The organism is Nocardiopsis sediminis (assembly GCF_042650565.1).
In the GTDB taxonomy this organism is placed as follows: domain Bacteria; phylum Actinomycetota; class Actinomycetes; order Streptosporangiales; family Streptosporangiaceae; genus Nocardiopsis_B; species Nocardiopsis_B sediminis.
In genome coordinates this window covers 1-17,696 of the sequence record NZ_JBHSBH010000012.1, presented here as the reverse complement: position 1 = coordinate 17,696, position 17,696 = coordinate 1, and the positions used below count along the sequence as shown (strand labels likewise).

At 73.0% G+C, this 17,696-nt stretch carries 13 protein-coding genes; 7 read left to right on the top strand and 6 right to left on the bottom strand.

Annotated elements, in window-relative coordinates:
* Window positions 1-30 precede the first annotated feature (30 nt).
* Both ACFOVU_RS18070 and ACFOVU_RS18065 read right to left on the bottom strand, forming a co-directional pair.
* Entirely contained in the window at window positions 31-1,134 is a 1,104-nt protein-coding gene (locus tag ACFOVU_RS18070; RefSeq protein ID WP_378535176.1) for a nucleotidyl transferase AbiEii/AbiGii toxin family protein, read from the bottom strand.
* A complete protein-coding gene (locus tag ACFOVU_RS18065; protein ID WP_378535175.1) occupies window positions 1,127-1,978 on the bottom strand; it encodes a type IV toxin-antitoxin system AbiEi family antitoxin domain-containing protein in 852 nt (283 codons plus the stop codon). The genes ACFOVU_RS18070 and ACFOVU_RS18065 overlap by 8 nt, the downstream gene beginning before the upstream one ends.
* Before the next feature lie 553 nt (window positions 1,979-2,531).
* Between ACFOVU_RS18065 and ACFOVU_RS18060 the strand changes: the two genes are divergently transcribed.
* The 3 genes from ACFOVU_RS18060 to ACFOVU_RS18050 all read left to right on the top strand — a co-directional run bounded on the left by ACFOVU_RS18060 (window position 2,532) and on the right by ACFOVU_RS18050 (window position 6,277).
* Window positions 2,532-3,629, top strand: a complete 1,098-nt coding sequence (locus tag ACFOVU_RS18060) for a hypothetical protein (RefSeq protein WP_378535173.1) — start codon at window positions 2,532-2,534, stop codon at window positions 3,627-3,629.
* On the top strand, window positions 3,610-5,097 hold the full coding sequence (locus tag ACFOVU_RS18055) for a glycosyltransferase family 4 protein (protein WP_378535171.1): 1,488 nt from the start codon (window positions 3,610-3,612) through the stop codon (window positions 5,095-5,097). The genes ACFOVU_RS18060 and ACFOVU_RS18055 overlap by 20 nt, the downstream gene beginning before the upstream one ends.
* A gap of 232 nt (window positions 5,098-5,329) precedes the next feature.
* Entirely contained in the window at window positions 5,330-6,277 is a 948-nt protein-coding gene (locus tag ACFOVU_RS18050) for a GntR family transcriptional regulator (RefSeq protein ID WP_378535169.1), read from the top strand.
* Window positions 6,278-6,323: 46 nt separating this feature from the next.
* Here ACFOVU_RS18050 and ACFOVU_RS18045 read toward each other — a convergent pair whose 3' ends face one another.
* From ACFOVU_RS18045 to ACFOVU_RS18035, 3 genes are read right to left on the bottom strand one after another with little or no spacing between them, the layout of a single operon-like run.
* Window positions 6,324-7,433, bottom strand: a complete 1,110-nt coding sequence (locus ACFOVU_RS18045) for an ABC transporter ATP-binding protein (protein WP_378535167.1) — start codon at window positions 7,431-7,433, stop codon at window positions 6,324-6,326.
* The gene (locus ACFOVU_RS18040; protein ID WP_378535165.1) at window positions 7,426-9,183 is read right to left on the bottom strand and encodes an ABC transporter permease; all 1,758 of its coding nucleotides are present in this window, start codon (window positions 9,181-9,183) and stop codon (window positions 7,426-7,428) included. The genes ACFOVU_RS18045 and ACFOVU_RS18040 overlap by 8 nt, the downstream gene beginning before the upstream one ends.
* A gap of 51 nt (window positions 9,184-9,234) precedes the next feature.
* Window positions 9,235-10,392: an ABC transporter substrate-binding protein gene (locus ACFOVU_RS18035; protein WP_378535163.1), complete on the bottom strand. Its 1,158-nt coding sequence runs from the start codon at window positions 10,390-10,392 to the stop codon at window positions 9,235-9,237.
* Between the two features lie 359 nt (window positions 10,393-10,751).
* Here ACFOVU_RS18035 and acnA point away from each other — a divergent pair, with 359 nt between their 5' ends.
* Together acnA and ACFOVU_RS18025 are read left to right on the top strand one after the other, a co-directional pair.
* Window positions 10,752-13,430 (top strand): aconitate hydratase AcnA, encoded by a 2,679-nt coding sequence (gene acnA, locus ACFOVU_RS18030; RefSeq protein WP_378535161.1) that lies wholly within the window; start codon window positions 10,752-10,754, stop codon window positions 13,428-13,430.
* A gap of 114 nt (window positions 13,431-13,544) precedes the next feature.
* Window positions 13,545-14,081 (top strand): DUF1697 domain-containing protein, encoded by a 537-nt coding sequence (locus ACFOVU_RS18025; protein ID WP_378535159.1) that lies wholly within the window; start codon window positions 13,545-13,547, stop codon window positions 14,079-14,081.
* 230 nt (window positions 14,082-14,311) lie between these two features.
* Here ACFOVU_RS18025 and wrbA read toward each other — a convergent pair whose 3' ends face one another.
* On the bottom strand, window positions 14,312-14,929 hold the full coding sequence (gene wrbA / locus ACFOVU_RS18020) for an NAD(P)H:quinone oxidoreductase (RefSeq protein WP_378535157.1): 618 nt from the start codon (window positions 14,927-14,929) through the stop codon (window positions 14,312-14,314).
* 321 nt (window positions 14,930-15,250) lie between these two features.
* Between wrbA and ACFOVU_RS18015 the strand changes: the two genes are divergently transcribed.
* The gene (locus tag ACFOVU_RS18015; RefSeq protein WP_378535892.1) at window positions 15,251-16,168 is read left to right on the top strand and encodes a bile acid:sodium symporter family protein; all 918 of its coding nucleotides are present in this window, start codon (window positions 15,251-15,253) and stop codon (window positions 16,166-16,168) included.
* Window positions 16,169-16,234: 66 nt separating this feature from the next.
* On the top strand, window positions 16,235-17,422 hold the full coding sequence (locus tag ACFOVU_RS18010) for an aminotransferase-like domain-containing protein (protein WP_378535155.1): 1,188 nt from the start codon (window positions 16,235-16,237) through the stop codon (window positions 17,420-17,422).
* Window positions 17,423-17,696 lie beyond the last annotated feature (274 nt).

Sequence of the window (17,696 nt, the reverse complement as noted above, 5' to 3'; positions counted from 1 at the left end):
CCCTGTCCGGGGCGGGACGGCCGACGGGCGTCAGGCCCCTCTGCCCCTGCGCCGGCCCTGGTCCTGGTCGTGGGCGGGCTGTGCCGAGGCGGCGGTGGTGCTCGCTCGGCCGCGGTAGCCGCGGATATCGGGGCCGGCCCCGCGGGGGTTGTCCAGGGAGGTGAGGCCGGTGCGGCTCTGCCGCACGGCGGTCCCGCGCGCGCCCTCCGCGGTGCGCGCCACCCACTCCTTGCGGTCGGGGTTCCAGTCGGCCTGGGGCGGTTCGGTGCCCAGGAGGGGGTCGAGGAACCGCTGCATGGCGGGGACGGCGGTGTCGAGGGTCTTGTAGGCCAGGCCCGGTGTGGACGCCGCGTAGGCGGCGTACCCCTCGTGCCAGTTCGGGTTGGGCAGCTCGAAGCGGTCCGCCGGCATGCGCAGCCGGCCGTATTCGGCGTGCTGGTAGGCGACCTCCTTCTGGAGGATGGCGTGCAGGTCCGGGCCGTCCAGGTGCAGCCGGTCGGCCAGGAACAGGGTGTCGACCATGTCCTGGACCCGGAACGGGGGATTGCCGTCGCGCGACATCATGTGCATGCCGGTGATCTTGTGCAGCAGCACGTCGTGCGGGTCCAGCATCCGCAGGACCGGGTTCTCGCCCTCGGCGCCGGACGCGTGGATCTGCTCGGGGAAGGGGACGTCCTTCACCGGCTTCCACCGCGGGCGCGCGTCCGGGAGCGCGGCGTCGGTCTGCACCTCCATCAGCACCTTGTCGCCGAGGTAGACGGTGTGCAGCATCCGCGCCGCCCGGCCGGTGTCCATGATGCTGGTGTCGAACCCGCCAGCGGGCACGAAGCGGAGATGGTCGCCCATGTCCTGGCCCATGGCGTCGTTGAAGCGCCCCGCCATCACCGTGGCGGGCACCTCGTCGGTGGCGGACACGTCGGCGTCGTCGGTCGAGCGGCCGTCGGCCCAGTGCGCCAGCTGGATCTGCCCGCCCTTGATGATCCAGAGATCAGGCTGGGCGGCGAAGAGGCGGACCATGACCCGTTGCAGGACCCACTGCCGGAGCTCGTCCTGCGGCGAGGTGCCGCGCATCCGGGCGCGCTCGCGGACCCGCTCGTTCAGGGCGCGCCGGAAGGGTGTGAGGGAGTCAGCCACGGGTGTCGCTCCGACCGGTGATCTCAGCGGCGATGCCGCGGGTGAATTCGGGGTCCTCGGTGAGCACGGCCGCGCCGGTGCCGGCCGCGCGGCCGGCGGCCAGTTCCCTTAGCAGCCCTTCGACCTCGCTCACGCGGGCCGGGCACCGGAGTTCCGCCAGGCCGCGCACGTTGCGGGGGGACAGAGCGGGCGGCGGCGCCACAGGGGCCGCGTCGGCAAGGAAGTGGTCGGCGAAGGCGGCGCCGTCGGCCGGGAAGCCGTACCGGCCGGCGAGCGGGGCGAGGTCGGCGTGCAGCGCCCGGATGTCGACCAGGTCGCGGCGCAGGGCGGCCCACAGGACGCCGCCGATCTCGTCGTGGCCGGTCCCGCTGCGGACCAGGTCGACGATGGTGCGGTGCGCGGTGGTGACCGCAACGCCCAGCTCGCGGGTGACCTCGTGCGGGGCGAGCGGGGCGGTGCGCACGGTCGCCCCGGGCGGCGCCGCCAGCTGTTCCGCCGAGGTGAAGACCATGCCCGCCTGCGACGGGGCGCCCAGGCGCAGCAGCCGGGCGGCCGAGTGGTGGGAGAGGACGGCGTCCTCGTGCGCCGCGGACGGGCGCTCCCAGGCGTAGCGCTCCGGGGCGATCGCCAGCCAGGCGGCGTAGGGGTAGGCGGCGATCGGGTCGGCCAGGCTGCCTGAGAGCTGGAAGACGGCGGTGTCGAGTTCCAGCAGCAGGCCCGCCTCGGAGAAGCGGCCGAGGGCCTCGGCGGGGACGCCCGCCCGCTCGGCCTGGGCGGCCGTGACGAGACCCAGCTGACGCGACGCAATGGCGGTCAGCTCATAGAAGGACGATTCCCAATTCATTTCTTCATCATAGGGACGCGGCGGGCGGAGATAACCGCAGTATCCGGGGAATCGAACACGGAGCGCAGCGGTAGCGTTATCCAGCGGAACGGACGTCGTGGAATGGCGCCGGAAGCGCCCGTGCTGAATCGGCGCCTTCCCTTTTCGATGGCGGTCATCCCCCGGTCACGGCGTCGGCCGGACGGCGGGAGCGCCGGGTACGGCGCCGTTCCGGGGTGCGGCGGCCGGAGGCCGTGCGGGACGGGTCGCCGCCCGCGGAAAAATTCGGAGCGACGGAGAAGGGCACCTCGAAACGCCGCAGATGAATAATCTACGCGGTCGCTCACGTTCTCCGGTGCGGAATGCGAATACCTTCGGATTCGACGGAACCGCAGGGGTGCTTCCGGTGTCCAATGGCGGCGGGAGAAGAATGCGCCTTCGCGGCGCCGCTCTGAACGCCTGGGCGCAGAGCGCGGCCCTCCGCGGAAACGGGGAACGAGGGCGGGCGGCCCGATGGCCGCCCGTCGCCGGACGCCGCCGTGCACCCGGCGCCGCACCAGCAAGAAAGGGACGTATGACCACCAAGCCCGACCTCGCCGAGAGCCATCGCCGGCTCTACTCGGCGGCGGCCCGCATGCTCTGGGTCCAGGGGGACCCGGTGTGGCGCGGCGACTTCTGGCCCCCGGAGCGCGCCCGTTCCTGGCGCGACCTGGAGGCGTGCCTCTCCGCGGTCCCGACCGGGGACGCCATACCGCCCGGCCCGCTCGACCCCGCGCGCCACCTGGCCTCCCGCCGCACGCCCGAGGGGCACCCGATCCCCTTCGGCGACGCGGTCCGCGCGTGGGAGGCGCGCCTCGACGCCGACCCGGGCCCGAGCGGGGCCCCGGACGACGGCGGCCCCTCCGGGCCTGCGCTGGTCCTCGACGACGCCCGGCGCAGCGCGGTGGTCGCGCTGCTCGCCGAGCTCGACGAGCGGCTGGCCCCGGGCCGGCCCGGCCACCCCGTGGCGCAGGACGCCGCGGACCTGGCCCAAGCGGTGTGCGAGGCCGCCGATTCCCTCCGGCTGCCCCTCGCCCCCGATGGCGCCGGCACCGCCCCGGCCACGGCCCCGCCGCTGGGCACGGCGGCCGCTCCGTCCGCCCGGGTGGCCGAGGCCGACCGCGCCCGGCTGCGCGACGCGGCCCGGGCCGCCCTGCGGACCGTCCCCGGCCGGGCCGACGCCGTCGAGAACGGTGACTTCTCGATCCGGATCGCCGCCTGCGACGCCGCCGCGGACCTGGCCCGGGTCGACGAGGACGACAACACCCCCGAATGGCGGGAGCCCCGCACCGGCGTCGACCCCGGCCGGCACCTCGTGCACGCCTACCGCTGGGGCCCCGGCGAAGCCCGCCCGCTGTCCTTCCCCGAGCTGGCCGGTGACCTTCGCGCCCTCCACGCGGAGGCCCCTCCGCCGCGCCTGCTGGGGCCGGACGACCCGCCCCCCGGCGACCTCGCGGAGGGGGGAACCCGGACCGTGCTCTCCCGTGAGGCGGCCCTCGTCGCCGCGGAACTCCTGGAGGAACTGGCCGCCCGGCTGGCCCCCGGAGCGCGCGCCGGAACCATCCACTTCACCGCCTACCCGGTCCACCTGTTCCTGAAAGGACGGTTCCAGCGTGCCTTCACAGCCGGCTGACGGCGGCCCCGGGGAGGGCTCCCCCCTGGAGGTCCTGGTGGTGGCGGATGTCAGCGGACGGGCCAGCAACGCGGGCGGGGTCCCGGTCGCCAGCGGGCATCTCACCGAGGCCCTCGCATCGCTGCCCGACGTCAACGTCACCCTGCTCACCGTGGGCGGCACCGAGCCGCACGGCGACGCCCGGATCCTGCTCATCCCCCGCGACCCGGACATCAGCTGGGCCTCGCAGCAGCTCCAGGAGTTCCCTCTGCACAGCGGCCCCGGGGACGTCCCCGGGATGGACCCGGACTGGCGGCCGCACGCCGTCTTCGGCCACTCGCGGTTCTCCGGCCCGGCCGCCAAGGCGGTGTGGCAGCACTGGTACCCGGAGGCGCAGCTCGGCCACGTCGTGCACATGCCCATCCAGCGCTACGCAGAGATCCAGGGACGCCCGCTGGAGGTGCAGGAGACGATGGTCCGGCTGGAGAGGGAGGTGATGGCCGACACCGACCTGACGATCGGGGTCGGCGCCTACCTCACCGAGGTCGCCCGGAACATGGCCGCCTCGAACCCCCGGCAGCCCGCCTTCCACGAGATGCTGCCCGGGTCGGTGGTCAGCGGGCCGCCGGTCGAACCCGCTCGCGGCGAGACCTTCGACATCCTCTTCACCGGCCGGGTCAACGACGACATCAAGGGCTACGACCACCTGCTGGAGGTCGTCAACGAGCTGCGCGCCCGCGGGGTCGACGCCCGGCTGCGGGTCCGGGGCGTCCCCGAGGCCTACGTGGAGCAGCAGCGGCAGTACGCCGCCGGCAGGGTGGGGGCGGCCGGCATCGTCGATATCCGCCCCTACACCTCCGACCTCGACGAGCTCGCCGGGGACTATGCCGCGTCCAACCTCGCGGTCATGCCTTCGGTGGCCGAAGGCTTCGGCCTGGTCGCAGCGGAGGCCGCGGCCCGCGGCCTGCCCGTCCTGGTCAACCAGGAGAGCGGCGTCGCGGAGTTCTTCGCCGATACCCGGGTGCCCGGCGCCCGGGACGCCGGTCGCGGGTTCGTCGTCCCCGACCGCGGGCTCGACCGGCGCCCCGGCGAGCGGGTCGCGGCCTGGGCGCAGGCGATCGACCGGATGATCCGCGACTACCCGGCCCAGGTGGCCAACGCGGCCCGGATGCGCACCGTCCTGAAGGAGTACTCCTGGCGCGACGCCGCGGCCGGTGTGGTCGAGGCGTTCCGGCACGCCGCCGTCAACCCGCGCGGGCACACCGTGCAGGGTCCGAAGGGCGTCCTGCTCGACGGCGAGGGGCGGCCGCTGCCGGCGCTGCCGGAGCGCGGGGCCGCCCGCGGCATGGGTGTCGGGGCCATGGACCTCCCCCAGGGGCGGGGGCTGCCCCGCTCCCCCGCACGGCCGGGCCAGGGCGCCGGGCCGGCCTCCCCCAGACGCGACGCCCCGGTGTCGCTCAAGAAGGACGGCAACCGCCGGACCAGGTGAGCCGGCCGCACCGGGCAGGACCCCGCGTGATCAGCGCGGGTCCTGCCCGCCCTCCCGTGGCGGACGGGCGCGGACCAGCGCGGACCAGCCGACGGATCGCCATGGCGCGGTGCCGCCGAATCGCCCTGTCGTCCAGTCGTCCTGTCGACGTGTCCACACGGGGGCCTTATACGCTGGGACCGAAGCGTCCGCCCCCGAGGCGCGGCGCGTCCGTTCACACGTTGGGGAGTCCATGACGTCCGGAGTCGTCCCGCGACGCGGCGGGGCCCGCCGCTCCTCCGGCGACCTGTCGACCTCCATCGCCACCCAGATCATCGACCTCGCCCGGCGCAACGCCCTGCCTGAGGGCGCGCACCTGCGCGAGCAGTGGGTGGCCGACTCCCTGCGGGTGTCGCGGTCGCCCGTCCGGCGGGCCATGGGGCTCCTCGCCGAGCTGGGCATCGTCGAGCAGGTCCCCAACCGCGGCTTCTTCCTCACCCGGGCCGCCGAGGACATCCCCGGCATCGACGTGACCGAATCCGCCGACGCGGAGGAGGACGCCTATTTCCAGATCGCCGACGACCACCTCGGCGGCCGATTCGGCGGCGAGTTCACCACCGCCGAGGTCGCCCGCCGCTACCGGCTGAGCCCGCGCGCCGCCCAGCGCGTGCTGACCCGGATGGAGGGCGAGGACCTGCTGCGCCGCCGCCCCGGCCGGGGCTGGGAGTTCCAGGGGGTCCTGTCCACCACCGAGGCGCACGACCAGAGCTACCGCTTCCGGATGATCGTCGAGCCCGCCGCCCTGCTGGAGCCGGGATTCCGCGCCGACCCGCAGGCGTTCGCCGAGCACCGCGCCCGCCAGGAGTCCCTGCTGAGCGGCGACATCCTCACCTCCCCCCGCGCCCGGCTGTACCGCACGGGCGCGGAGTTCCACGAGATGCTCGTCGCCTGCGCGGGCAACTCCTTCGTCTCCGAGGCGCTGCGCCGGCAGAACCGGGTGCGCCGGCTGATCGAGTACCGCCACCAGTTCGACCGGGCGCGCCTGGTCGACCAGGCCCGAGAGCACCTCGCCCTGCTGGACCTGGTCGAGGCGGGCCGGCTGGAGGAGGCGTCGGCCCTGCTCCACGCCCACCTGGACCGGGTGCGCTGGCTCAAGACCGGCCACGGCCCCGAGCCCGACGTGCCGCGCCTGCCCGCCTGACCCCGCCGGCCGCCCCCCGTCCGCCGGCCGCCCGGTGCCGGCGCCGTCAGACCCCGGCGAGCTCGCCCCGCGCCGTCCCGGGGTAGACGATGCAGTGCTCCGGCCTGATCGCCACCGACACCGCCGCTCCCGCGCCCTCCGACACGCTCTCGGCCTGGACCGTGCTCGCGCCGATGCGCAGGCGGTGCTCGTAGCGCGCGCCCACGTAGGCGCTGTGCACGACTTCGGCGTCCAGGCGGTTGTAGGCGTCGGAGTGCCCGGCGCCCGCCGCATCGTCCACGAGCACGTTCTCCGCGCGCACGGCAACAGTGACCCGGTCTCCCACGGCGGCCCAGTCGGCGCGGGCGGCGCGGATGCGGCCGTCATCGGCCAGGGCGACGACCGTGTGCCGGCCGGTCTGCTCGTGCACGGTGCCGGTCAGGAAGTTGCAGCGGCCGATGAACGCGGCGACCTCGGGGCTCGCCGGGGTCTCGTAGATCTCCCGCGGGGTGCCCACCTGGAGCATCTCGCCGTCCTGCATCACCGCGATGCGGTCGCTGAGGGCCAGCGCCTCGATCTGGTCGTGGGTGACGTAGACGGTGGTGATCCCCACCTGGGCCTGGAGGCGCTTGAGCCACGCGCGCGCCTGGTCGCGCAGCTGCGCGTCGAGGTTGGACAGCGGTTCGTCCAGCAGGAGGATGCTCGGCGCATAGACCAGCGCGCGGGCGAGGGCGACGCGCTGCTGCTGCCCGCCCGAGAGCTGGTGGGGGTAGCGGTCGCGCAGGTGCTTCATGCCGACGTTGTCGAGCGCGTCGTCGATGAGCTCCCGCTGCCGCGCCCGGCCGACCTTGCGGATCTTGAGGGGGTAGGCGAGGTTGCCGGCGATCGTCATGTGCGGCCACAGCGCGTAGGACTGGAAGACGAGCCCGAGGTTGCGCGCCTCGGGCTCGAGGAACACCCCGGCGGCGTGGTCGACGAAGGTCGTGCCGGCGACCCGGATGCTGCCCCCATCGGGGTGCTCGAGGCCGGCGACGCAGTTCAGGGTGGTCGACTTCCCGCATCCGCTGGGGCCGAGCAGGGTGAAGAACTCGCCGTCCCGCACCGTCAGCGAGATCCCGTTGAGGATGGTGGTGCCGCCGAACCGCTTGCGGAGTCCGTCGATGACGAGTTCAGGCATTGGTGCGTCCCTTCTCGATGCGCCCGGCGAGTGCGACGCACACGGCGGTGATGGCGATCTGGATGGTGGCCATGGCGGCAACGGGCCCGGTGGTGCCCTGCATCCACAGTTCGAACGTGGTGGTGCCGATGACCTGCGTGGCCGCCGTGGCGATGAAGACGGCGGGGGCGAACTCCTTGATCATCTGCACGAAGACGAGGACGAAGGAGGAGAGATAGGCGGGCGTGAGCAGCCGCGCGAAGACGTGCACGACGGTGCGCCACCAGTCGGCCCCGGCGACCCGGGCGGCGCTGTCCAGCTCCGTCCCGATCTGCATGACGATCGGCGCGACCGCGCCGAAGGCCACCGGCAGCGAGCGCACGCTGAACACGATGATGATCGCGACGAGGCTCGCGCGCACCGCCGCCGTGTTCTCCGGGAGCAGGGTGAAGGCCCAGAAGAAGCCCACGCCCAGGACGACCCCGGGGATGGCCTGGGGGGCCAGCGCGAGCAGCTCCAGGGTGCGGGCGAAGCGGAAGCCGGAGCGGCGGGAGACCAGGACGACCAGCGTGGCGAAGACCGTGAGGAAGACGGCGCCGGCCAGCGCGACGATCAGGCTGTTGACGATCGAGGTGGAGTAGACGGGGTAGGTGAAGATCACCGCGAAGTTGTCCAGCGACAGGAACTCCAGCGGGGAGACCAGCGGGGTCAGGATCGTGGTGAAGGCGCGCAACAGCAGCCCCATGATCGGCAGGAACGGGCCGACGAGGACGTAGGCCACGATCACCGCGAGCGCCGCCCAGCGGATCGGGCCGAGGTCGAGCGGGCGCTGCCGGACCGCCTTGCCCCGCACGGAGACGAACCGCTGCCCGTCGCGCAGCAGCCGGGTCTGCACCCACACCAGCACCACGGTGACGGCCAGGATGACGACCGAGGCCGCGCCGAGGATCCCGTAGTCGGGGTCGATCGACGCGATCCCGTTGGTGTAGAGGAAGCTGGAGAACATGTCGATCTCGGCGGGCTGGCCGTAGAGCAGCGGCACGCTCAGGGACTCCAGCGACGTCGTGAAGATCAGCAGGCCGCTGTAGACGAGCGGCGGGCGCAGGGTGGGCAGGACCACCGACCACAGGATGCGCAGCGGGCCCGACCCGCAGGTGCGGGCGGCGCTCTCCAGCGAGGTGTCGGAGAAGCGCAGGGCGCTCGCGCAGTACAGGTAGGCCAGCGGGATCGCGGCGACCGCCTCGGTCAGCGCCATGCCCGGGATCGTGTACAGGTTCCACGGGGTGAAGCCGACTGCGTCGCTCACAACGAGGGTGATGAAGCCGGCCGGGCCGTAGAGGATGATCCAGCCGAAGGCCAGCACCAGCGGTGAGATGTAGATCGGCCAGCGCAGGACCGCGGTGAGCACCCTTCCGCCGGGGATGCGGGTGCGCACCAGCAGGATCGCCAGCGCCGCCCCGCCGGTCAGCGCGATGACGGTCGTCATGACCGCGAACACGAGGCTGTTGAGGACGACGCGCCCGAACCCCGCCTCCGTGAACAGCCGCACGTAGTTGCCGACGGTGAGCAGCCCGCCGGCCTCGTACAGCGGGCGGTCGGCGAAGGACTGGTAGAGGATCGGCAGGATCGGGGCGAGGACCAGGGCCGCGGTGATCACCAGCACCCCGTAGTGCACGGCGCTCTCGCGGCCGACACCCGCGGGGCGCCGGTAGTGGGGGACGCCGAGTTCGCCTGGGCGGAGCTGTCGTCGCGGCGGGGTGAGGGTCGTCATCGGGGGTCTCCAGGTGTGCCGGTGGGCGGGCGGGACGGGGGCGCCGGCGGGCTATGCGCTGCGCGCCTGCTCCCACCGCCGGGTCAGCGCGGTGACGTCGGCGTCGCCGAGCTCCTCGTAGCCGACGAGGATCGCGTTGCCGGCGCCCACGGCGTCGACGATGGCGTCGTAGTGGCCGGGGGCGTCGTCGTCGCGCAGGTCGCCGCGGTGCGGGGTGAGCCCGCCCTCGCTGAGCTGGACCTGGCCCGCGTACGACAGTGCGTGGTCGATGAAGAGCTTCGCGGTGTTGACGTTGGGCGCGTCGCGCAGGATGCAGGCGCTGCGCGGGACCAGCGGGGTGCCGTCCTCGATGTAGGACCAGTCGATGAGCCCCTCGCTCTGCTCGGCGGTCAGCGCGATGACCCCGCCCGACTGGAAGTAGCTGATGGCGTACTCGCCCAACACGAGCTTGTCGACCATCGCGCCGGCGGAGGTCTCGGTGCGCACGAAGGGGATGATCCGGTCCAGCGTCGCCCAGGGGTCGTCGGCCGTTGCGGCATAGGTGTGGTTGATGGCGAACCCGTAGGCGTTGCTCAGGGCGTAGGTGGTGACGCGGTCGCGGAACCGCGCGGGGTCGGATTCGCACAGCCGCGCCACGTCGGCCAGGCTGCGCGGCAGCCGCACGTCCTCCAGCAGCAGCGTGTTGTAGCCGATCACCACCGGGTCGATGGTGAGGGCGAAGACGCCCGGCAGGCCTTCGAGCTTGTCGTCGAAGAACGGCCGCTCCGGGGTGTCGTAGGCCAGCGCGGCGTCGCGGCCGGCGAACCGCGCCCACTCTTGGGGGGCGTTGGCCACCAGCAGGTCGGCGGCGGAGCCGTGGCCGGCGTCCTCGCTATAGAAGCGCTGGAAGACCTCGGTGCTGCCCAGCGCGGTGACCGCGAGGTTGTCGGCCCAGGGGTAGCGCTCCTGGAACCCCGCGAACAGCGGGGCCCAGTTCTCCTGGGAGGTGTTGGAGTAGATGGTGAGGCCGTCCTCGTCCTGCGACGCCTCGATGATCCGGCCGTAGCCGGCGGGGTAGTGGTCGCCGATGCGGCCCTGCGCCCCCGCGGCCGTTCCCGTCCCCGAGGTGCACGCGGTGAAGAGGGGCGCTCCGGCGACCGCGGCCGATACCGCGGCCATCCCGCGGAGGAAGTCCCGGCGGCTGCCGGTGCCTGGGCTGTGCGCGCTCACGATTCTCCATCCGTCGGTCCTGCGGCGGCCGGGGCCCGGGGTCGTCGCGCCCGGTCGGCGCCGCTGCCGCCCGAGGCGCCCGCCCGCATGACGCGGGCCGCACACCTCGGTGACGCAGGCCATATTGTCTCAATCAACACTTGGATGCAATACGTCTTCTGCGGGTTCTTGCGGTGGGCGTTGTTCGCCGTCACCGCCGTCCCGAACTGGTGAGGTGGCGAGGATCGCGTCACGATGCGGCCGCCGGGGTCGCGATGCGCGATCAAGCGCGGATGTTGTACTAATCTTCAACGAGAAACAAAAAGCGCTCTGGATGCTTCAGCGGATCCAGCCGCCCCACGCGCCCGTAAGGGGAGCCGATGGCCCACCACCCCAGCAGCCCCGCCGAAGCCCGGCTCCATGTCGCCGGGCGTACATATCGCCATGTCGACCTGCGGTCACTGATGACCCCGGAGGAGCTGGACGCCACCCCCTACGCGCTCCGCGTGCTGATCGAGAACGTCGCGCGCCGCGCACCGGAGGCGCTGGGCCGCGTGCTCGACCGGGCCCGCGGCAACGGGCCCGCCTGCGAAGTGCCCCTCCACCCCGGCCGGGTCATGCTGCACGACACCACGTGCCTGCCGACCCTCGCCGACTTCGCCGCGCTGCGCGACTCCGTCCACGAACTCGGCGGCGACGCCGCGGACATCAACCCCGTCATCCCCGCCGACCTGGTCGTGGACCACTCGGTGATCGTGGAGAGCCACGGGCGCCCCGATGCGCTGGAGCACAACCTCGACATCGATTTCCGCCGGAACGCGGAGCGCTACGCCTTCATCCGGTGGGCGGAGCGCAGCATCGCCGGCTTCCGGGTCGTACCGCCGGGCAAGGGGATCATCCACCAGGTCAACATGGAGTCCCTGGCGCGCGTCGTGGAGGCCGGCGACGGCACCGGCCCGGAGCCCCTGCTCTACCCCGACACCCTGGTCGCCACCGACAGCCACACCCCCATGATCAACGCCATCGGCGTCGTGGGCTGGGGCGTCGGCGGGCTGGAGGCGCAGGCCGCGCTGCTCGGCGAGCCGGTCGCCATCGCCTTCCCCCGCACGGTCGGCGTGCGCCTGCGCGGCCGGCTGCGCGAGGGCGTGACGGGCACCGACCTCGTGCTCACCCTCACCCGGATCCTGCGCGGCATGGGGGTGGTCGACGAGTTCGTGGAGTTCATCGGCCCCGGCGCCGCCGGCCTGGGCTGGGCCGAACGCGCCGCCATCTCCAACATGGCCCCCGAGTACGGGGCGACCTGCGCGTTCTTCCCCTACGACGACGTGACGGCCGACTACCTCCGGCTGACCGGCCGCACCCCTGAGCACCGGGCCGTCGTCGACGCCTACCTCACGGCCCAGGGGCTCAAACGCGGCCCCGGCTCCCCCGAACCGCGCTACGACCGCACCGTCGAGGTCGACCTCGCGGAGGTCGAGGCGAGCGTGGCCGGCCCCGTCCGCCCCGACCAGCACCTCCCCCTCTCCGCCGTCCCCCGGTCCTTCCGGGAGCACCGCCCGGACCCCTCCCCCGCACCGGCCGGCCGGGTATCGGGCGACCCCGTCCCCGAGGGCGCGGTCGCGATCGCCGCGATCACGAGCTGCACCAACACCGCCAACCCGCGGCTGATGGTCCAGGCGGGGCTGCTGGCGCGCAACGCCGTCGCCGCCGGGCTCACCCCCAAGGCGTGGGTGAAGACGTCACTGTCGCCGGGGTCCCGCGTGGTCACCCACTACCTGGAGGCCGCCGGGCTGCTGCCCGCACTGGAGGAGATCGGCTTCCACACCGCCGGGTACGGCTGCATGACCTGCATCGGCAACTCCGGGCCGCTGCACCCCGACATGGAGGGCCTGGCCGATCAGGGCCGCACCCTGGTCGCCGTCCTCTCCGGCAACCGGAACTTCCCCGGCCGCATCAACCCCCGGACACCGCTGGGCTACCTGGCCTCCCCGCCCCTCGTGGTCGCCTACGCACTCGCCGGGACGGTCCTGCACGACTTCGCCACCGCGCCCCTGGGCCACGACCGCAGCGGCCGCCCGGTGTACCTGGCCGACCTGTGGCCCGGCGACGCCGAAGTGGAGCGGACGGTCCGTGCCGCCCTCGACCCCGGCGCCTTCGCGGCGAACACACGGGCGATCCGCGAGGGCGACGCCCGATGGGCCTCGCTGCCGGCACCCGAGGGGGAGCGCTACCCGTGGGCGGAGTCGTCCACCTACATCCGGCGCCCGCCCTACCTCCGCGACGTCTCCCGGCGTTCCCCCGAGGAGCCGGACATCCGCGGCGCCCGGATCCTGCTGCGGCTCGGCGACTTCGTCACCACCGACCACATCTCCCCGGCCGGAGCCATCCCCCGCAACGGGGCCGCCGGGCGCTACCTCCGCGACCTCGGCACCGAACCGCGCGACCTCAACCAGTACTCCACCCGGCGCAGCAACCACGAGGTCATGCTGCGGGGCGCCTTCACCAACGCCGCCGTCGCCAACCTGCTGCTGCCCGAGGAGGCCCGTGGCCGCGGCGGCCACGCGATCGCCGCCGACGGCGCCGTCCGCCCGGTCTACGACGCCGCACTGAGCCACGTCCGGGCCGGAACCCCGCTGGTCCTCCTCGCCGGGAAGGGGTACGGGGCGGGCTCCAGCCGCGACTGGGCCGCCAAGGCACAGGCGCTCCTTGGCGTCCGCGCGGTCATCGCCGAGAGCTTCGAGCGTATCCACCGCAGCAACCTCATCGGCATGGGGGTGCTGCCCCTGTGCTTCACGGCCGGGACCGACACCGGGGCGATGGCCCTGGACGGATCGGAGACCGTCGACCTGGAGGGCCTGCGGGACCTGCGCGTGGGGGCCAACCCGGTCGTCCTGCGGATCGCCGGCAACGGCGCGCCGGAGCGGAAGTACGAGGTGACCCTCAGGGTGGACTCGCGCAACGAACTCGCCTACCTGCGCAACGGCGGGCTGCTCCCCTACGTGCTCCGGCGCGTGCTCGATTCCGCCGGTTCCACCTCCCCGAACCGCGGGAACGGCTGATTCCACCGCTCCGGGCGCCCCTTGGCTCCGTGTCGCCCGGTCGACATGTCACCGTGTCGCCGTATCGTCGTGGTGGCCCGCGCCCGGTGCGGGCAGAGCAGAGGGGTGCGGGGGATGACCGTCTACGTGGCGCTGCTGCGCGGGGTCAACGTCGGGGGCAGGCGCAAGATCGCCATGGCCGACCTGCGGGCCGTGCTCACCGGGCTCGGCCACACCGGCGTCACCACCCTCCTCCAGAGCGGGAACGCCGTCTTCACCGCTCCCGGAACGGCCGGCGGCGAGGACGCCGTCGCCGCCGCCATCGAGGAGCGGCTCGCCACCGGGCTGGGCCTCGACGTCGACGTCATGGTGCGCACCGCCGCCCACCTGCGCCGGGTCGTCGACGACATCCCGTTCGACGTCCGCGACCCCGCCAAGTGCGCCGTCTGCTTCCTCAAGGCACCGCCCGACCCCGGCCGGCTCGCCGCTCTCGACCCCGAAGCGTTCGCCCCCGAGGAGATGGTGCCGGGCGAGCGCGAGCTGTACCTCTACCTCCCCGACGGGCTGGGACGCGCCAAGCTGACCCCGCTGCTGGCGCGCCGCCTCGGCACGCCGGCGACCGTCCGCAACTGGAACACGACCACGCGCCTGCTCGCCCTCGCCGAGGCCTGAGTCCCGCCTCTTCCGTCCGGGGCCCGGCGCCGATGTCGACATGGCGCCCCGTGTCGTTGTCGACACGCCGACGAAGCACCATGGCGATACGCGCTCGGGAACGGCGTCGCCCCCGGCGGATCCGCCGGGGGCGACCCCCGTCCGGGCGGGCCGGGCATGCGCGAGGGGACCGCGCGAACGCGGTCCCCTCGCTCCCCTCCTCTGGATCGCCCCCGGGAGGGCGGGCCGGATCAGAGGCTGGTGTCGGTCTTCAGCGCGCGGGCGACGCGCACGACCCGCTTGGCCTGCACCTGGGCGGCGGTGCGGGTCGTCTCGTCGACCGGGCTGTTGCCCGAGGCGTCGAAGTGGGAGGTGCCGTAGGGGTTGCCGTCCGCGAACTTGGCGGCGTCGGTGTAGCCGGGCGGCACGATGATCCCGCCGAAGTGGTAGAAGGTGTTGCCCAGCGCCAGCAGGGTGGACTCCTGGCCGCCGTGCAGGGTGGACGTCGAGGTGAAGCCGCTGTACACCTTGTCGGCGAGCAGCCCCTGCGCCCACTGCGGGCCGAGCGAGTCGATGAACTGCTTGAGCTGCGCGGCGACGTTTCCGTAGCGGGTCGGCGAGCCGAACACGACCGCGTCGGCCCACACGATGTCGTCCGAGGTGGCCTCGGCGACGTCCTTGGTCGCCTCCGCGTTGGCGGCCCAGGCCGGGTTGCTCGCGATCGCGGCGGCCGGCGCCAGCTCGGCGACCTTGCGCAGGCGCACCTCCGCGCCCTCCTTCTCCGCGGTCTCGGCGATCTCGCGGGCGATCTCGTAGCCCGTGCCGGTGGCGGAGTAGTAGATGACGCTGAGCTTGACGCTGTCACTCATATGGGGTGGTCCTCACCGGATCGGAAGTGCGGAATGCATCTATCTTCCCAGAAAGATAATACGCACGTATCTACTCTGCGATGGGTGCCCAATGTGAGTCCGGCCACCTGGAGAACGGAGAACCCCGAGGCCGGCGGGCCCGAGCGCCCGGACGTCGTCCCCCACGGGCCGCCCGCCCATCGCTCGCCGGCAGGCGCCGCAGCGGGAGCACGCCTGCCCGTTCGCCCCCTTGCCGACCGGTAGTGGGCGTTCTACGTTCATCACGAACGAGCAGTGGTCCGCCGGGCAGCCCATAGCGACCCCCACGCCCCGAGGTGCGCCATCGACCCCCTCCTCGCCACCATCGCCCTCCCCGCCGTGATCATGCTCGGCCTGGGCATGTCGCTGACCATCGCCGACTTCGCCCGGCTGCGCTCCCATCCGCGGGCCGTACTGCTCTGCCTGGGCTGCCAGATCGTCGTCCTGCCCCTGGCCTGCCTCGGCCTCGTGCTGCTGTTCGACCCCGCTCCCCCACTGGCCGTGGGCATGCTGCTGCTGGCGGCCTCCCCCGGCGGGACCATGGCGAGCCTCTACAGCCACCTGTTCGGCGGAAACGTCGCCCTCAACATCGCCCTCACCGCCGTCAACTCGCTGATCGCCGTCGTCACGCTGCCGGTCATCACCAACCTCGCGCTGGCTTACTTCGCCGGCGACGACGGCACGCTGGGCCTCCAGGGCGGCAAGCTGGTTCAGGTCTGCGCGGTGGTCCTGGTCCCCGTGGCCATCGGGATGCTGATCCGCGCACGCCGCAGCCGCTTCGCGGAGCGCATGGAGCGGCCGGTGAAGATCGCCTCGGTCCTCGTGCTCGCCGCCCTCATCACCGGGGCTATCGCGCAGGAGTGGGCCAACATCGGGGACTACATCGTCGCCGTGGGCGCCATGGTGCTGATCTTCAACATCCTCAGCCTCGCCACCGGATACTGGGTGCCCCGCTGGGCGGGCGTCGGCCGGCCCGAGGCCATCGCGTCGAGCATGGAGATCGGCCTGCACAACAGCACGCTCGCTCTCGCGATCGCCCTCAGCCCGGCCCTGCTGAACAGCACCGAAGTGGCCATCCCGGTCGCGGTCTACGGCATCGTCATGCAGTTCACGGCCGCGGCCAACGGGTTCATCCTCGACCGGCGGCATGCGCGGAGGGGGGAGCGGGGAGGTGACCGGGGAGGTGATCACGACACACGGTCTCACGATCCGATAATTTGATCTCATGATCTGAAACAGATGAGTAGAGTGGCGCCATCGTGCCCAGCCGATCCGTGAGGAGCCCCGATGGCAGCCCCTGCACCCCCGCCCGCAGCCCGGATCGCCGACGTTCGCAGCTCGCCGGTCCGCGAACTGCTGGCCCTGGTGTCGCGGCCCGGCGTCATCTCCTTCGCCGGCGGACTGCCCTCCCCCGATCTGTTCGACCACGAGGGGCTGCGCGCCGCCTTCGACGACGTCATCACCGCCGACCCGCGGCGGGTGCTCCAGTACTCCCCCACAGAGGGCGACCCCCGCCTGCGCCGGATCATCGCGGAGCGACGGGCACGCCAAGGGCTCCCCGACGACGAGTCGGGGATCATCGTCACCACCGGGTCGCAGCAGGGCCTGTCACTGGCGGCCACCGTCCTGCTGGACCCCGGCGACACGGTGCTCGTCGAAGAACCCGGCTACCTGGCCGCATTGCAATGCTTCCGCCTCGCCGGCGCCCGGATCGTCGCGGTGCCCACCGACGACGACGGCGTCCTGCCCGACGCCCTCGCCGAGATCGTCCGCCGAGAACGCCCCAAGTTCCTGTACCTGGTGCCCACCTTCCAGAACCCGACCGGCCGCACTCTGCCCACCGCACGCCGCGACGCGATCGCCGCCGTGGCCGCCGACCAGGGCCTGTGGATCGTCGAAGACGATCCCTACAGTGAGCTCCGCTACGGCGGAGACCCGATCACCCCCATCGCCGCCCGCGAGGGGGCGCGCGACCGCACGCTGCTGCTGGGCAGCTTCTCCAAGATCATGGCTCCGGGGCTGCGCCTCGGCTGGCTGTACGCCCCCGAGTCGGTCCGGCGCCCCTTCGCCGTCGCCAAGCAGGCCGCCGACCTCCACACGTCGACCATCGACCAGGCGGCGGCCGCCGCCTACCTCGCGACCACCGACCTCGCCGCGCACGTGAGCCGTCTCCGCGAGGCCTACCGCCCGCGCCGCGACGCCATGCTCGCCGGCCTCCCCGATGCCCTGCCCGAGGGCAGCACCTGGAACAAGCCCGACGGCGGGATGTTCGTGTGGGCGAAGCTCCCTGAGGGCGCGGACACCACGCCCCTGTTGCGCAAGGCCCTCGACCACGACGTCGCCTATGTCCCGGGAGCACCGTTCTTCGCGCAGAACCCGGACCCCGCGACCATGCGGCTCTCCTTCGCCACCCCCACCCCGGAAGAGATCGGGGAAGGTGTGCGTCGACTGGGCGAGGCACTGCGCGCGGCCTGATGCGTTGCGGGGCATGGGTCATGGGACATGGGGCGGCATGGGGTCGGTCGAAGGGGCCAAGGACCCGAGGGACACGGTGTCGGTCAGCTCACGCCGGTGCGAGTTGGTGCTTCCGTGGGTACCGGCTATAGTCGTTCGAGTCGCCTGGCGCGGGCCTGTTGGGTCTGCCGGCCGGGCGGTGGTCTTCTCTCGGCCGATCCGCACACCGTCTGGTAGCAGAATCTGGTGGGCGGGGCCGCATCCGGTTGGTCTGTCTGGTTCTCGAGTGGTGTTT

Coding starts and splice junctions, on each gene's coding strand:
- ACFOVU_RS18065 (WP_378535175.1), bottom strand. CDS start 1,978: ATGAATTGGGAATCGTCCTTCTATGAGCTGACCGCCATTGCGTCGCGT.
- ACFOVU_RS18060 (WP_378535173.1), top strand. CDS start 2,532: ATGACCACCAAGCCCGACCTCGCCGAGAGCCATCGCCGGCTCTACTCG.
- ACFOVU_RS18050 (WP_378535169.1), top strand. CDS start 5,330: ATGACGTCCGGAGTCGTCCCGCGACGCGGCGGGGCCCGCCGCTCCTCC.
- ACFOVU_RS18045 (WP_378535167.1), bottom strand. CDS start 7,433: ATGCCTGAACTCGTCATCGACGGACTCCGCAAGCGGTTCGGCGGCACC.
- ACFOVU_RS18040 (WP_378535165.1), bottom strand. CDS start 9,183: ATGACGACCCTCACCCCGCCGCGACGACAGCTCCGCCCAGGCGAACTC.
- acnA (WP_378535161.1), top strand. CDS start 10,752: ATGGCCCACCACCCCAGCAGCCCCGCCGAAGCCCGGCTCCATGTCGCC.
- ACFOVU_RS18025 (WP_378535159.1), top strand. CDS start 13,545: ATGACCGTCTACGTGGCGCTGCTGCGCGGGGTCAACGTCGGGGGCAGG.
- wrbA (WP_378535157.1), bottom strand. CDS start 14,929: ATGAGTGACAGCGTCAAGCTCAGCGTCATCTACTACTCCGCCACCGGC.
- ACFOVU_RS18010 (WP_378535155.1), top strand. CDS start 16,235: ATGGCAGCCCCTGCACCCCCGCCCGCAGCCCGGATCGCCGACGTTCGC.